Raw genomic sequence first — 13,691 nt, forward strand, 5'->3', positions numbered from 1 at the left:
GGCTTCGCTTCAATAAGTGAGAAAGTTGTTTGGGTATGTTTTCCGCCTGTGCTATTGGGGGCCAGCTATCGGAGAAGCGAAAGTGAGAACCGTAACCAGTGAAATGAATGGCGGACATCGTGCGCTGGCGCGGGCGGACTCACCATCCAAGATAGGCCGCAATTCGGATCGGGCCGCGGAAGGATCGAAAAGCCTGCGGCGAGCGCTGCTCTTGGTGCGCACCGTTGCAGCGCATGACGACACGGGCATGCGGCTGACAGACCTTGCAAGCTCGACCGAACTGCACACTACGACGACGCATCGCCTGCTTTCGGCCCTGCAGGATGAAGGCATGATCTCGTTCGATCCCAACACGAAGCTCTATAAGCTTGGCCTCGAGATGCTGCTTTTAGCGCAGTCGGCTCATCGCATGATGGTGAAAGACCAGTTGCATCCTGTTCTCATGGCGTTAGCGCAGGAGTGTGGGGAGGACGTTCATTCGGTCGTTCCGACGGGAGACGATTCTGTGCTCATTGACAAGGTGGAAGGCACCGAAGTGGGGCGCATTACGAGCCCGGCGATCGGATGCCGTCGGCCGATTGGCGTTGGTGCCGGTTCCATAGCCCTTTTGACCGCTGTTTCAGATGCGGAGGCACGCAGCCTATACGAGCGTAATTTGCCCCACTTGGCCAACGTCCGGTGGACGACGCCTGATCGCATATGGCGCGATATTGTTGCCGCTCGCCGCCGCGGCTTCTCGGTGGTCAAGGGCCAGTTGGTGAAGGACGCCACCGCAATCAGCGTCGCGGCGCTGAACAACGCCGGTGAGCCGGTGGCAAGTGTTACCGTATTTGGCCCCAACTCGAGGCTGAAACCGTCCAAATACGATCGGATCGCTGAACTGATCCGGCAAGAGATCATAGCGACGGGCGAATTCCGCACTGTTCTATGCCGGGCTCGATAGGCACGTTCGGGAATTTCCCTCTGCTGAACTCTATACCTGTACCCGGTGCGAATCATCAGCGCGGCTGCAGTGAGTCCCGAGAAAACAAGGACGCCCGGTCAAGCAGGGCAACGTAGAAGATTGCGCAAGCTCTCCGGCAGCGAAGAAACGAGAAAGCGACCCGCTACCATCGTTTGCGCCACGTAGACTGAACCGCCGCGCCTTATTGAAGCGAAACTCCGCAAATCAACGCCAAGTACCTATCTTTACGCGACCGCTGCCACCGTGATCTTGCAGGTACACGCTGGGCTAAACTTAATTAGCCGGAGCTATCACTCGACCTAGCCAAAGGTCATCTGCGAACAAAAGAAACCATCAACAGCAAGGCAATCACGCCGCGCACATTGAGCGCTGTCTCGACAGGAAACCATCGCTGCCGACCGCGACGGCGGCCGCGTCTACCTGCCGATATATGCCGACCTCGAGGGCGGGCTTTCCAAGCCTCGAGTAGCCGACGATCTTATGTTTGACGCCCACAATCAGCGGCACCTCGCGGATGGATAAGCTCGTCTTGATTTCGCGGGGTCCTCTGGGTCGTCCCTTGGTTCGATCTGGATGTGGGTACTTCGCTGAGGATGGATGTAGTCCTTGCGCAGTGTTGCAGAGTTCGCCAGATCGCGCGCCGGTTTCTGTCATTGCGAGGAGCACGCCGCGGCTCAGCGTTGAGGCCGGCGCGAGCCCCGGCCCTAATGAGAACGCTCTTAATCCAATCTGCGCCTTGCAGCTGAGCCTTTCGATACGGTTCTTGCGATCGTCCTCGCCAACGCAAAGCACAATCCCCTGACTGAACGCGGCGATGGCAACCCTCCGCAATTCATCGAGACGCTCTGTGCCCCGCCGCCGGCAACCAATGGGTGCGGCGATCAAGGTGTGATCGTTTCTCCCAGATCGCCGCGCTATAAACCAAAACGTTGCAACGTATCCTTCAACTAAATTTACAGAATCTTTGCGGCCGCAGGCTGCCGACAATGATACCTTCACCGCAACTTCTGAGAGCAGGCACGGATAAAAGCTGACCAATTTACGCTCAGAACGCCACTCGCACTCGGGGTTGGCTTGGATGTCAGCACGAGCAGGTGGAAAGCGGATGTGCAGGCGATCGAAACCTTTGGGCGCCTCGACATCCTGGTCAGCAACGCCGGCGTCCAGATCATGGCGCCGCTTGTCGAGTGAGGCGGCGATAAAGGATATCGCGTGTTCGCGTGGTGCGGTGTCCGGATGCCCGAAGTCGCGCGACAGTTACCCAAGGTAAGGAGCCAAAACATGTGCGGCATCTGTGGATGGATTGATTTCGATCGTGACCTAAGAAGTCCCGACGCGCGAAGGGAGCTTGCCCACATGACGGCCACCATGGCTTACCGCGGTCCGGACGACGAGGGGACTTGGATCGACGGGCCCGCGGCGCTGGGCCACCGCCGCCTTGCGGTCATCGACCTCGAGGGCGGCCGCCAGCCGATGACGCTCCAGGAGGACGGCCGACCCGCCTTGGTGCTCGTCTATGGCGGCGAAACTTACAACTACCGCGAGCTGCGTCAACGGCTCGTCGCCCTCGGCCATCGGTTCGACACGAGCAGCGACACCGAGGTGGTGCTGCACGCCCACCGCGAGTGGGGCTGCCGCGACCCCTGCACTGCGGTGGGCGAACTCAACGGGATGTTCGCCTACGCACTCTGGGATACCGCCAAGCGCGAACTTCTTCTCGTACGCGACCGGCTCGGCATCAAGCCGCTTTACTACTATCCCACCCAGCATGGAGTGTTGTTCGGCTCCGAGCCAAAGGCGATCCTCGCCAATGGTCTCGCGGAACGCATCATGGACGCCGACGGGCTTCGGCGCACACTATCTTTTGTCGCCGACCCGCATAACACCGTGTTCCGTGGTATGCGTGAAGTGCGGCCCGGCCACATCGTCCGCGTGACCTGCGACGGCATCCAGCAGATGACCTATTGGCAGCTCACCGACAGCGGGCACACCGACGACGTGCCTACCACCGTTCGGCGCGTCCGCGAGCTGCTCGAGGACACGGTCCAGCGGCAGCTCATCGCCGACGTGCCGCTAGGCACGCTCTTGTCGGGCGGGCTGGACTCCTCGGCTTTGACCGCACTGGCCGCGCGCTTCAGCGACGAACGGATCCGGTCCTTCGCCGTCGACTTCGCCGGCTACACTGAAAACTTTATCCCCGGCCCGTGGCACCCCACACCCGACGGGCCGTACGTGCACGAGGTCGCGAAATCCGTTGGTACCGACCACACGGACATCACGTTGTCCGCGCACGAACTCATGGACCCGAACGTGCGGGCCGCCACCCTCCACGCCCGCGACCTGCCGTTGACCATGGGCGACTTTGATAGCTCGCTCTACCTGCTGGTCCAGGCCATCGGGCAACACTCGACGGTGGTCCTGTCTGGGGAGGCAGCCGACGAGCTTTTCGGCGGCTACTTGTGGTTCCACGATCCCGCGCACGTCCAGCGCAACACGTTTCCCTGGATCGAAGACAGGGGCGATATCGTATGGCGGTCCCTAGACCACGGCCTGGTCGAAAAACTCGACCTCCCCGGCTACCTCGACGAGCAGTACCGCTGGGCACTTTCGGAAGTGCCGACCCTGACCGGGCCGGCCTCGACCGATCCGCAAGAACGTCGCATGCGCGAGGTCTGCTACCTCTTTCTCACGCGTTACCTGCCGAGGCTGCTCGACCGCAAGGACCGGATGAGCATGGCTTTGGGTCTCGAGGTGCGGGTCCCTTACTGCGACCACCGCCTCGTTGAGTACGTGTTCGGCACCCCATGGGCCCACAAGACTTTCGACGGACGCGAGAAGAGTCTGCTGCGGGCCGCCACCGCGGACCTGCTCCCGCAATCGGTGGTGCAGCGAGTGAAGAGCGCGTTTCCAGGTATCCAGGATGCCGCCTATGACAGAATGCTGCGCACGCGTTTCACTGCGCTGCTGAATGACCGCAATGCGGCAGTGGCGCCGCTGTTGTCCGTCGACCGGTCCCGCGCGTTGCTCAACGCGACCGACAACCTCAGGAGGGTAGAGCGTATCCTGACCCTGCAGGATTTCCTGACCGATTACAACGTGAGCCTCACGATCTGAGACGACGAACACTCTAGCAAAGGAGGTCCGGCGTCCGAATAGCGTTGGGCTCCCTGGCCAGGAGGCAGCAGGCCTGATATCGCGTGGCACTTATATGGGAATGGTTTTGTCAACGGCCTTTTTGCATCCAATTCCTAGCCTCGTTTGCGTTAGGAGGTCACTCCGCTGGCCCCTCGGGGCACGGGAACGGGACGTCGATACCGAGGGGAGCCTGCCGGGAGCGAGAGATACTCTCGCGTACTTGCATGCGGTGCGCTCTAGGGCCCGAACCATGAGCGAGCAAGGCTCCGGCGCGGCGCGATCATTCTTAATTACAGGACAAGCCCATGTGCCAAAGCCGGTACGCCACCGCCTCGGATCGTTCGGAACCCAGCGCGATTGGCGGCGCGCAGTGCGACGTGTGGCGGGACGATCTGGATGATACGCGCTCTCAACTTGATTGTCGCGCTGCAGCGACGCCTTGCGGGAGCTCGCCCATTGTAAGCATGCCCCACAGCGGATGAGCAGGCGTCGCGCCACGGCCACAACCATGGTCTTGCGCGTGCCGCCGCGACTATCCTCGGTCCGCAACCATTGCGCCAAAGCGCTGTCCTCCTGAAAGCGGAGAAAGCGCAGGCCAATTGGATCATCCCGCGCCGCACCTGGGCATTGCCAGCTCTCGATAGACCGCGTTCGCGCCGGCGCGCGCCTTTCATCTGGAGAGCCGGTTAGACCGGGTAGCGCGCGACCGCCTTTCGATCCCGCAGGTTGCGGGACCTCGTGCACGACTGCGTATTCCAGTGATGCGGATAGTGATTCCGACACGAAGCCGGACACCTATGGAGTGCACCCCTGGGCTGAGACAGAGAAAATAGCGGACAGTTGGCGACGACCTCGGTTGGCAAGAGGGCCTCGATTTCCATTCCCTATTGCTATCGCGTCTATCACTGGAATCTTCCGGGAAATCCGGGCGATCTGGAGCAGCGAGAAGGCCGTGTTCACCGCTTCAAGGGCCATGCAATTCGCCTGAATCTGGCGCATCGGCAGATCGACGTCGTGCGCGGCCGGGGCTCGATGCCGGACGATCCCTGGAAGAAGATGTTCGACGCTGCCATCGGGGCCGTGCCGCCCTGAGCCATTACCCCCGGAAGTTCCGGCCCGGGGCGACCCAAAGACGGGGAGCACCTCAAAAAGTGAACAGGGCTAACTTATAAACGCGGACAAAACGGGGAGCACGTCAGCTCTGATCTTGTCAACGCGCCTCAACGCAGCAGCGATATGCCGCTTATCGGAACGAACTGGGGCACGTCTGAAGATTCATTCCTCACCTCATCATAGTCTGGCGGCTGGTATCCAACGCACTTGCAGCTGCCGAAATGCTCAGTCATTTGGCCAGCTCCGCTAGCGCAGCCAGACCGCCAGATCAGAAAGAGCACGCTTGCGAAATAGGCTACCTGGAGGAGCAGCGAACAAGCCAGCGTTGTAACGACTACTGTGCGGATGGAATGAGATGCGAAGTAGATAGTCAGAGCGTTGCTGCACAGGACCAGCCACAGGACGCGACAAAAGATACCAAATGGCAACGCCGTTCTCCTGGTTTGTCCCCCAGATCATGCTGCGACCTGGTCGGCCGCAACATGTGTCTGGCAGTTCTTCGGGCAGACGCGGGCGCAGGCCCCGCAGCCAATGCAGCGGCCGGCATGATCGACGACCATGATCATGCGATTGAGCTCGCCGTCGAAATCCTTGTCTTCGCCATCGCAGGCGCCGAGGATTTCACCCGCGTCATCGACGCCGTAAAGATGCATGACCTCGCGCGAGCAGACTTTGAAACAGCGGCCGCAGCCGATGCAGGTCGTGCCGTCTATAGCGGTGAGATATTCCGGCATCCATCCGGAGCCGTCGCGGGTGGTGAATGTGCTCCTCATCGTAACTTCTTCATTGTAGCGAGCTCTCTCTTGGCACCATCCAACTCGGCAAAAACGGCGGACGTTTCCTGGGCAACTTTCTCTATCTCCGTCCATTTTCCCGGGAGATCCTCTGCAAGTTCGCGCAATTTCATCTTGGCAACTGCCGCGCGCAGCTGAAGCTTTCGGACTTTCTTCCCCATCTCTTCTAGCTTTGACATAACCCTTCCTCGAAAATCGGTTTCATCACGCCCGCGCCAGGTCGCGATAGGCTTCAGTGGCTGAGGTCGCATCGTCGACTAGTTTCGTACCGGCCTCCGCGAGTTGCCGGAACGCCTCGAAGCCGAACCGATGGACGTCTGGACAGAACGACGAGCTGCCCGACCGTGAAAAGCACGGGCCCGAAGGCCTTACGGTTTTCGTCTCCACGATTGGCGATGTCACCAGGCGGAAACGCTCCGCAATCGCAAGCCCGACGGCGGTGTAAAACATATCGAGCCTCCACAGCACGTTCGGATCGGGATAGCCCATGCCACGGATCGCATGGCGCTTTTTTCTGGTGACGATGAAGTCGGCCAGTAACGTGGCGTCCGATTTGCCTTCCCGACTCCTGAGCACGGATCAGCCGCACGAGGCATTTGACGAACGGGGTGGCAAGCGCCGCCTCGTCCTCGTTGACAGCAGGGCTAACCGCAGCGTCAGACACTTCATTTTCTCCTCATTTCAGTCCTCTTCTTCGAAGCACGATGTCTGTTTTCTGGGACGCCTACTTCGGGCACACCTGCGCACCCGACGCCCGGCTCGGGGCGGCCGATTCCACGCAATCGATGTCCCCGTGGCCGACCTTGAACACCTCCTCGACTGCGAAGTCCTCCACGCGAATTCGCGTCGAACATCACTTCCGCCGTGATGCAGCCGGAGGTCATGAAGATTCGAGCCTCGATCCTGCTGCAAACGATCGACCACGTGCTGCATGGACCCTCCTTGCTGCGGCCACGCCAGGAAAATGGACGAATTGGCCAGTAAGCCATTTCGACCAATTATCCTTTTTTATCTTTCCTCCTCGGTCGACCGCGCTTTGATACCTTCGGGAAATTTTTTTGCGGAACCAAACAGAGCGCGCCGTAACAAACGTTCTCAGCTTGTAGTTGGCCAGGGCCTGCAGCAAATCCGGTAGAAGGTGCTGTTTCCAGTTCGTCCGGCACAGGCTCCGGACCGTCCAGCGACGTCTTGCCAGCTCGACCAACTCGATCGCGCGAACTTCGTTGCCGTTCTCATGGTACCGAGCGATCGCCGGATAGGACCAGAACTTAGGGTCGTCGCCTTGCGGGGGGTTCAGTGCCAGGATGTGTTCGGACAGCTCTTTGCCCATCGCGAAGCGCTCAGCAGACGGAAAGCGCGAATGGTCATTAGTCGGATGGAAGAGTTGGTCTAGCGCCATGATCATCGAATCCTCGGAGTTTCTGTCGAGTCGCGTCGCGAACCAATTGGCGCATCACGGGCAAGCCGGTCCACATGTCTTGAATTTTGTGAAGCAACAGATGCGCATGAGCCAGGCGGAAATTGATGTCTTCCGGCATCAAAGCGATGCCCTCTTCGATCGCCCAGAGCGCCGTCTTCCAATCTTCTAACTTCACCGCCGCCCAGAATCTGTCATCGATCGGCTTCTTCAACGCTTGTTGGCGCGGCATGGGTTCGCTTGTGGCGATCCGCTCCGTATCGGCGGCTTTCGCTTTGTCGCTGGTGCGCCAGCTGCCGTTGAGCACTTCCGGCAAAATCTCAGCGAGTTGGCTTGGATGACCGATAAAGGCGATCTGGCCGTCTCGGTCGACCACGAACGAGGTCGGAAGCCCGGCGGAAAAGCTGGGTTTCATCCAAAGCTTGTTCATTTCGCCTGTGTAGTTGAACGCGATCCGATAGTTCAGATTCGAGCACTTTTCGGTCAACCAAGCGTTTAACTTGGTGCGAGCCTCAACGGCTGTTGGCGCGTCTTCATTAGCCGCGACTGCGACGACCTCAAGTCCGCTCTCCCTGTATTTCGCCTGCAGCCGCATCAAATGGAGCATCTCCGCCACACCTGGTCGGCACCAAGTTGCCCAAAATTCGACGATATAGACTTTGCCGGGCTGGAAGTTCGCAAGGGGCTCGCCACGCAGCCAGTCCTCCACTTTGATCGAAGGAGCCGGTGACCCCATCCGCAACACCATTTTGCTCTCCAAAGCTGTTGCCAAAGGTTGCGTGACCTTATGCGCAAGTTTGTTCCCCCTTTGAGACGGGGCACGAGGGTTCAAAGAAGGGAGAGCATCGCTCGTCTTGCGCATCTGCGTGCAGTCAGCTTTCACTCAGTGTTGCTGAATCTCAATTCGCAAAGGCCGTGCCAACGCGCTCGCTGCGCACTAAGCGCTTGATTTGGCTTTGAAAAACCTTCAAATGCCAAGATGGCCCGTTGTATTGAAGCCGACATGTTTCTGCCCCTGTCAGGTTTTGAACAAACATCACGCGCTTCACGTCGGCAGAAAAGCGTGGCCCGGACGACTCAATATGTATTCGGGCCGAGGGACGAGGCTGATGGACATCATGACAGCGTTGGCTGCCGCCAGGCCCGTCATCATCGTCCGCTTCACGCCACCGGCTTGAGCGTCTTGCCGTTCCGGTCCCTCAGGCGGTAGCGGATCTCACCATTTGCGGTTGCAGGAGGCGCTCCATCCCGACCGAGCGCCGCCTGCGCCCTGCCCTCTTGCGCATTGCGATTGAATTCCTGGGCTGACGACACGGGAGTTTTTCACGACCGAAGCCGTCCAGCTGTGGCTCACCAAACAGCCATCGTCAGATCGACGGTAATGTCGTGGCGAAAAAAGTCAGGCCGAGTGCCGGCATGTGCCGGCCGGTGAACTCTCCGGGGTTCCTGCTTTGTGCCGGATATTTCTGTGTTCCCTGTGCTTAGGCGCTGCAGGGACCGCCTGGTGCGAATGTGAGCGTTGTCGGATTTGACCAGCCCCAAAGACCGCTTGGTCGCCACGCGGGTGGGGGCCGGACCGACTGAACCGCTGAAGATGCGGCCGTCCTCGCCGCTAACCCGGCTACCATCCCAGGCGGTGACAACGTGATTGATGCCATCGATTCCCGCCGACTCCGGCAAAGCACGAAGTCCAGACTCGAAGTCGAGGGCCTTGGCCACGGCACAGCCATTGCGTCGTTCAGCTCCCAGCCAGTAGCGAGGAGATCGTGATAGCGCCCGTGCAATGCCGCTACGGGTCCGAACTCGGCCTGCCGCGCTGAAACGACGCTCTTTCTCGACCTGCGCCGACCTGCGAAGCCCCGGTTTTGACTGCATTGAGGAGCGCCTGTACCTCTGCCGGCCGTTGGTGTCCACGTTACGGATCATCTCGCGCGAGCACAACCCGGAGAGCGCGCTGGAGACGTCCGGGATGTTCTTGGCGAGGGCGCGTGCAGATTGGCTCCGAGGAGCTTCGCGAACTTGCGCGTTTGCCGCGGCCTTTCTCCGACTTGGCATCAGGATAGGTGACCCAGGGGAGTAGAGCTTCGAACAGCATCGGTGCTGCTTCAGAACCCGTCAGCGAGCCAAAAACAGCGGCAATGGCGGCTTCCCCACTATCCATCTCGTTACGCCACCGAAGAGCCGCTCGCGCAGCCGGCGGCTGCCATAAGCGCCCATCACTATCATGTCGGCAGACGTGTCGATTGCGTGCTGCGCGAGCAGCGTGGCCACTGGTTTGCCGGCGCTCGCCAGCCGGTCAACCGACACCCAAGCACCGTGCCGAGTGAGATAGGCAGCGATGTCGGCTCCCGGCTCGGTACCGTTTCCGGTGCAGGTCGCCTCCGGATCGACTAATGCGACGCGAACTTCCTCAGCACCGGTTAGCAGATCCAGCGCTTCCCGAACCGAACGGGACGCCTCGACTCGCGAATCCCAGCCGACCAGCACGCGCCGTGGCGACAGAGTCGCCTCAGCGCCCTTCGGCACGACAAGCACCGGCTTTCCCGTATCGAACAGGCTGCCGTTGATAACAAGGGGTCCGAGATTAATGTCGTTGAGAAGTGCGGGGCCGACGATTGTCAGGTCGTTGCAGCGCGCCCGCTGTCGCACCGCGTCACCGACGCTGGCCTGATCGCAGTTGGCAATATCGACATCATAGCACCGCCACGTGGCTCTCAGCAGTTTGTGAATTTCCCGGGATGTCTTTTCCAGACTGGCCGTGTCCTGTGAAAATCTTTCGATCTGCCTAAACCGTTTGTCCAGTCTGGCGATGGCCTGTGCGCGTTGTCCAGGCCACTCGGGGATGCCATCGCCGAGCAGCGGAGAAGGCATAATGAGCGGCGGTGGCGACATCACCAGTACGGAAAGATACGCGCCGACTTCGGCACACAAGCTGGCAGCTGTTCTGACATCCTGATCGGAGTGGTCAGCTCCCGTCACACTGAGTACGCTTCTGAAAGCCATTTGACTGCTTCTTTCTGAATATGTCGTACCTGCCGGCGCGTTTCGAAGCCGCAAGGCTTGCCCTCAGCACGGCGGAAATGCGGAGTGGCACCACATCGGTTATCTATTCAGCCGTCCGGCCACTCGAGCGAGTAGCCGGCCGACCTGACGGTACGAATGACGCTGGAGGGGGAGGCCGCCTTCAGAGCCCTTCTGAGCCGGCTGATATGGACATCCACGGTGCGTACACCGACATGGATATTGGCCGGCCAGGCCGCGCTGATCAGCTCGTCTCTGGTGAAGACCTTGCCGGGAGTCTCAAGCAAAAGCCGCAGCAGGTTGAACTCGATCGGCCCAAGGTGGACTTCGTGGCCATTACCCCTAACGCGGCGGGCATCGAGCCTTATCTCAAGGTCGCCACAGGAGATCCAGCCGCCGTTTTCAATCCCGTTCGAACCCGGCTTTGGCAGCGCCAGCTTCATCCGTAGACAGTCAAGCAGCTTGGCCGGCGCGAAGGGCCGCACAAAGCTCTCGTCAATACCAGCCTTCAAGAGATCGAGGTGCTGGTTCTCGGCGCCGGGCGCGATCAGCGCAATTACGGGCAGGCCGCCGGTCCGGGGCTCCCCCTTGAACCGGGCGCAGATTGTGGAGCCTGTCGCGCTTGCCGGTCCGCAGTCCAGCACTACCGCCTGGAGCTCCCGTTCATCGGCCAATGCAAGTGCTTCCTTCACGCCGCCTGCCGGCTCACTCGTGAAGCCGTCCACTCCCAGAATGTGGCTGAGGAACAGATACAACTCAGCATCTTGCGAACAGATCAGGACCAATGGCTTCATCAGAGCTACCCCAAGAACCAAATCGGCATCGACCGCCTTGGCTGAGTGGGTTGAGCATGGCCTGTCCTCAAGGCTTGGCATGATCCCCGGGCTCGAAGAGCCGGTTCCATCATGCCCGCGCCACCTCGGGATAGGCTTCAATGGCTGTGATCGCATCGCCGGCCAGTTGCGTGCCCGCCGCGGCGAGTTTCCAGAACGTCTCGAAGCCGAACCGGTGGACGTCGCGCAGAGTCTTCGAAACAACGACCAACCGCCCGGCCGTGAGAAGCACGCGCCCGAAGCCCTCATGGCTCATCTCCATCATCGGCGGTGCCATCAGGCCGGAGCGCTCCTCGATCGCAAGCCCGACGGCGGTGTAAAACATCTCGAGCCTCCACAGCACGTCCGGATCGGGATCGCTGATGATCGGGATCGCACGGCGCTGTTCCCTGGTGATGATGAAGTCGCCCAGCAGCTCGGCGTCCGATTTGCCTTCCCAAGACCCGTGGGAATCATGAGCCCGGACCAGCCGCACAAGACATTTGACGAACGGGGTGGCAAGGGCCGCCTCGTCTTCGGCGACAGCAGGGCTAACCACGGCGTCAGACATTTCGCCTACTCCTCATTTCAGTCCTCGTCCTCGAAGGACGGTTTCTGTACGGCGACCCCTGCCTGCGCCAGCACCTTGCGAAGCCAAGGGGGAGGACACGTCCTGAGCATCATCTGCGTACGCAACAGCACCTCTTGGATGGTTTGGGGCTGCGGCACTTTGATCGGATGAATTTTTGCCGAAACAACCTTGGCTGCCGAAGGCCCCCCGATAGCCAGACAAAACAGGAGATGACAGCCCTTCAGCGCCTCCACCTTGGGGGTGATGCGGTCGTCGCCCTCAGTCCGATGCTTCCCGCTCTCGTCGGAAACGTCATCGAAGGCCACGGCTTCCACGAGATTCCACTCCTCGCGCATCACGTCGTAGACAGCAAAGCGCCTGGCCGACCCGAAATGGGCGTTGAGGTTCTTCATGTCCTGCGTGGCGATCGCCACGCGCAATGCGCCGGCTTGGCGTTCCGGCGTCGGTGCGTGAACCTCGTCAGTGACGAGCGAGAGGCGACGAACGGAGCTCATCTGGCATTTCTCGCTTACGGAGTGGATCAAGCGCCTCGGGCGTCGGCGCGTGCCGGTTGGCTTCAAAAATATTAGCGACCTCGAAGATCAGCTCGCGGGTCCCCTGGTAGAGGATTGTGAGCTTGTGCTGGCTGCCGAGCCGGTCGAAGATCGGGAAGCCGACCCGCATGAGCGGAATGCCGAGGCGCTGCGCCGCCTGGCGGCCGTGGGAATGGGTGACGAGAAGATCAGCGCCGGCGCCAAGAGCTTCCAAATCGCCGAGATCGCCGATTTGAACCGACTGCGCCGGTACTTCCTCCAAAATTTTCGACATGTCGGTCGTGGTGACCGCCGTCGCGATTTCGGAGCCCATTCCGATGAAGAAGCTCGCGAGTTGGTAGAGTTGGTCTGGTTCAGCAGCGATCGCAATTTTCTTGCCTCCAAAGTGGAAATGTCCGTCGAGCAACGCGTCCTGCAACTGCGCCCGGCGACGGCGCACCCCAGCCGGCGCCGCCGCGCCCGAAACCGCGGACAGCAGCGAGACGAACCGGTCGGCGTCCTTCAATCCAGTCAGCGACCGGAACAGCACGTAAGGCACGCTGGTTAACCTCTGCAGCAGCTCGGCCGGGCGGCGCATATGCTCACCGATGACGATGCATTGCTCGGCCGTGCCAAGCTCACGGATATCGTCGACACTGGTGCCGCCATAGCTGGTCGTGACCCAGCGGTCGGGCACCGTACCGTCGAGCGAGCCGGAGACGTCCGGCAGAATCACGGGCTTCAGTCCAAAGCTTTCAACCATCTCACGTAAATGCTCGATATCAGCCACAGTGAGGTTCCAGCCAGGCAGGATCACGATCTTCTTCGACTGCCGGGCCTGCTCGCCGGGCCGTGTAATCCTTTCGATCATCGCGCTGACAGCCTTGGCCCAGCCCTCTTCGATCGCGCCGCCGAAATCCGGTGTGTTGGCTAGCACCACCTCCGTACCCGCGAGTTCTTCCGTGCGCTTCAGCCTGATATTGGCGATATCTCCTGCGCAGTCTTCGCCTCGGGTTTCCACCAGCGCCGTCGTGCAGACCCCGATCAGCGTTGGCTTTGCGCGGGCCTTGAGGTTGAAGACCGCCTCTTCCAGATGGTCTGCCCCGCCGAGAATCGTCGCCACCTCGTCCATCGCGGTTGTCTGCAAGGGGATGGCTTCCTTGAAATGCCGCACGAAGAGCACGAGCGCGAAGCTGGTGCACCCCTGGCTGCCGTGGAACAACGGCATCGCGCCGTCGACGCCAAGAAAGGCCAAGGCGGCACCCAGCGGCTGCGATGACTTCAGCGGATTGACCGCCGCCGCTTTGGTCTGGGGAAGGATGCGGACCATC

General features: G+C 60.6%; 15 protein-coding genes and 1 pseudogene. 3 read left to right on the forward strand and 13 right to left on the reverse strand.

What is annotated here, in order from left to right; all coding sequences use genetic code 11:
• Positions 1–82 precede the first annotated feature (82 nt).
• Entirely contained in the window at positions 83–943 is an 861-nt protein-coding gene (locus NKK47_RS28260) for an IclR family transcriptional regulator (RefSeq protein ID WP_352579071.1), read from the forward strand.
• Positions 944–1,312: 369 nt separating this feature from the next.
• Here the strand turns inward: NKK47_RS28260 and NKK47_RS28265 are convergent, their stop codons facing one another.
• Positions 1,313–1,849: a hypothetical protein gene (locus NKK47_RS28265; protein ID WP_352579072.1), complete on the reverse strand. Its 537-nt coding sequence runs from the start codon at positions 1,847–1,849 to the stop codon at positions 1,313–1,315.
• Between the two features lie 396 nt (positions 1,850–2,245).
• On the opposite strand from NKK47_RS28265, the gene asnB reads away from it, so the two are divergent.
• Positions 2,246–4,078 carry an asparagine synthase (glutamine-hydrolyzing) gene (asnB, locus tag NKK47_RS28270; RefSeq protein ID WP_352579073.1) on the forward strand — a complete coding sequence of 611 codons (1,833 nt, stop codon included), beginning with the start codon at positions 2,246–2,248 and terminating at the stop codon, positions 4,076–4,078.
• Between the two features lie 430 nt (positions 4,079–4,508).
• On the opposite strand, the pseudogene NKK47_RS35260 reads toward asnB, so the two are convergent.
• Positions 4,509–4,833, reverse strand: a pseudogene (locus NKK47_RS35260) (transposase); the annotation flags it as partial.
• A gap of 106 nt (positions 4,834–4,939) precedes the next feature.
• On the opposite strand from NKK47_RS35260, the gene NKK47_RS28275 reads away from it, so the two are divergent.
• Entirely contained in the window at positions 4,940–5,191 is a 252-nt protein-coding gene (locus NKK47_RS28275) for a hypothetical protein (RefSeq protein ID WP_352579074.1), read from the forward strand.
• Positions 5,192–5,319: 128 nt separating this feature from the next.
• Here the strand turns inward: NKK47_RS28275 and NKK47_RS28280 are convergent, their stop codons facing one another.
• From NKK47_RS28280 to nifN, 11 genes are all read right to left on the reverse strand, one after another.
• Positions 5,320–5,640 (reverse strand): exopolysaccharide production repressor protein, encoded by a 321-nt coding sequence (locus NKK47_RS28280; RefSeq protein ID WP_352579075.1) that lies wholly within the window; start codon positions 5,638–5,640, stop codon positions 5,320–5,322.
• A gap of 27 nt (positions 5,641–5,667) precedes the next feature.
• The gene (fdxB, locus tag NKK47_RS28285; protein WP_352579076.1) at positions 5,668–5,985 is read right to left on the reverse strand and encodes a ferredoxin III, nif-specific; all 318 of its coding nucleotides are present in this window, start codon (positions 5,983–5,985) and stop codon (positions 5,668–5,670) included.
• On the reverse strand, positions 5,982–6,185 hold the full coding sequence (locus NKK47_RS28290; protein WP_352579077.1) for a CCE_0567 family metalloprotein: 204 nt from the start codon (positions 6,183–6,185) through the stop codon (positions 5,982–5,984). The genes fdxB and NKK47_RS28290 overlap by 4 nt, the downstream gene beginning before the upstream one ends.
• Positions 6,186–6,210: 25 nt before the next feature.
• Positions 6,211–6,582, reverse strand: a complete 372-nt coding sequence (locus NKK47_RS28295) for a DUF269 domain-containing protein (RefSeq protein ID WP_352579078.1) — start codon at positions 6,580–6,582, stop codon at positions 6,211–6,213.
• A gap of 304 nt (positions 6,583–6,886) precedes the next feature.
• Positions 6,887–7,411 carry a hypothetical protein gene (locus tag NKK47_RS28305; protein WP_352579079.1) on the reverse strand — a complete coding sequence of 175 codons (525 nt, stop codon included), beginning with the start codon at positions 7,409–7,411 and terminating at the stop codon, positions 6,887–6,889.
• On the reverse strand, positions 7,374–8,171 hold the full coding sequence (locus NKK47_RS28310; RefSeq protein ID WP_352579080.1) for a TlpA disulfide reductase family protein: 798 nt from the start codon (positions 8,169–8,171) through the stop codon (positions 7,374–7,376). Before NKK47_RS28310 ends, NKK47_RS28305 begins: the two co-directional genes overlap by 38 nt.
• Before the next feature lie 1,367 nt (positions 8,172–9,538).
• Positions 9,539–10,426 (reverse strand): universal stress protein, encoded by an 888-nt coding sequence (locus NKK47_RS28315; RefSeq protein WP_352579081.1) that lies wholly within the window; start codon positions 10,424–10,426, stop codon positions 9,539–9,541.
• Positions 10,427–10,533: 107 nt separating this feature from the next.
• Positions 10,534–11,238: a response regulator transcription factor gene (locus NKK47_RS28320; protein WP_352579082.1), complete on the reverse strand. Its 705-nt coding sequence runs from the start codon at positions 11,236–11,238 to the stop codon at positions 10,534–10,536.
• A 109-nt stretch (positions 11,239–11,347) separates the two neighbouring features.
• The gene (locus tag NKK47_RS28325) at positions 11,348–11,827 is read right to left on the reverse strand and encodes a NifX-associated nitrogen fixation protein (RefSeq protein ID WP_352579083.1); all 480 of its coding nucleotides are present in this window, start codon (positions 11,825–11,827) and stop codon (positions 11,348–11,350) included.
• Between the two features lie 17 nt (positions 11,828–11,844).
• Positions 11,845–12,342 carry a nitrogen fixation protein NifX gene (nifX, locus tag NKK47_RS28330; protein ID WP_352579084.1) on the reverse strand — a complete coding sequence of 166 codons (498 nt, stop codon included), beginning with the start codon at positions 12,340–12,342 and terminating at the stop codon, positions 11,845–11,847.
• The gene (gene nifN, locus NKK47_RS28335; protein ID WP_352579085.1) at positions 12,308–13,690 is read right to left on the reverse strand and encodes a nitrogenase iron-molybdenum cofactor biosynthesis protein NifN; all 1,383 of its coding nucleotides are present in this window, start codon (positions 13,688–13,690) and stop codon (positions 12,308–12,310) included. Before nifN ends, nifX begins: the two co-directional genes overlap by 35 nt.
• Position 13,691 lies beyond the last annotated feature (1 nt).

The sequence above is a fragment of the Mesorhizobium sp. M0019 genome, assembly GCF_040323975.1.
GTDB lineage: Bacteria > Pseudomonadota > Alphaproteobacteria > Rhizobiales > Rhizobiaceae > Mesorhizobium.

What these genes read in the sequence shown, in the direction of transcription:
- asnB (WP_352579073.1), top strand. Translation starts at nt 2,246, where the DNA reads ATGTGCGGCATCTGTGGATGGATTGATTTCGATCGTGACCTAAGAAGT.
- fdxB (WP_352579076.1), bottom strand. Translation starts at nt 5,985, where the DNA reads ATGAGGAGCACATTCACCACCCGCGACGGCTCCGGATGGATGCCGGAA.
- NKK47_RS28290 (WP_352579077.1), bottom strand. Translation starts at nt 6,185, where the DNA reads ATGTCAAAGCTAGAAGAGATGGGGAAGAAAGTCCGAAAGCTTCAGCTG.
- NKK47_RS28305 (WP_352579079.1), bottom strand. Translation starts at nt 7,411, where the DNA reads ATGATCATGGCGCTAGACCAACTCTTCCATCCGACTAATGACCATTCG.
- NKK47_RS28310 (WP_352579080.1), bottom strand. Translation starts at nt 8,171, where the DNA reads ATGGTGTTGCGGATGGGGTCACCGGCTCCTTCGATCAAAGTGGAGGAC.
- NKK47_RS28315 (WP_352579081.1), bottom strand. Translation starts at nt 10,426, where the DNA reads ATGGCTTTCAGAAGCGTACTCAGTGTGACGGGAGCTGACCACTCCGAT.
- NKK47_RS28320 (WP_352579082.1), bottom strand. Translation starts at nt 11,238, where the DNA reads ATGAAGCCATTGGTCCTGATCTGTTCGCAAGATGCTGAGTTGTATCTG.
- NKK47_RS28325 (WP_352579083.1), bottom strand. Translation starts at nt 11,827, where the DNA reads ATGTCTGACGCCGTGGTTAGCCCTGCTGTCGCCGAAGACGAGGCGGCC.
- nifX (WP_352579084.1), bottom strand. Translation starts at nt 12,342, where the DNA reads ATGAGCTCCGTTCGTCGCCTCTCGCTCGTCACTGACGAGGTTCACGCA.
- nifN (WP_352579085.1), bottom strand. Translation starts at nt 13,690, where the DNA reads ATGGTCCGCATCCTTCCCCAGACCAAAGCGGCGGCGGTCAATCCGCTG.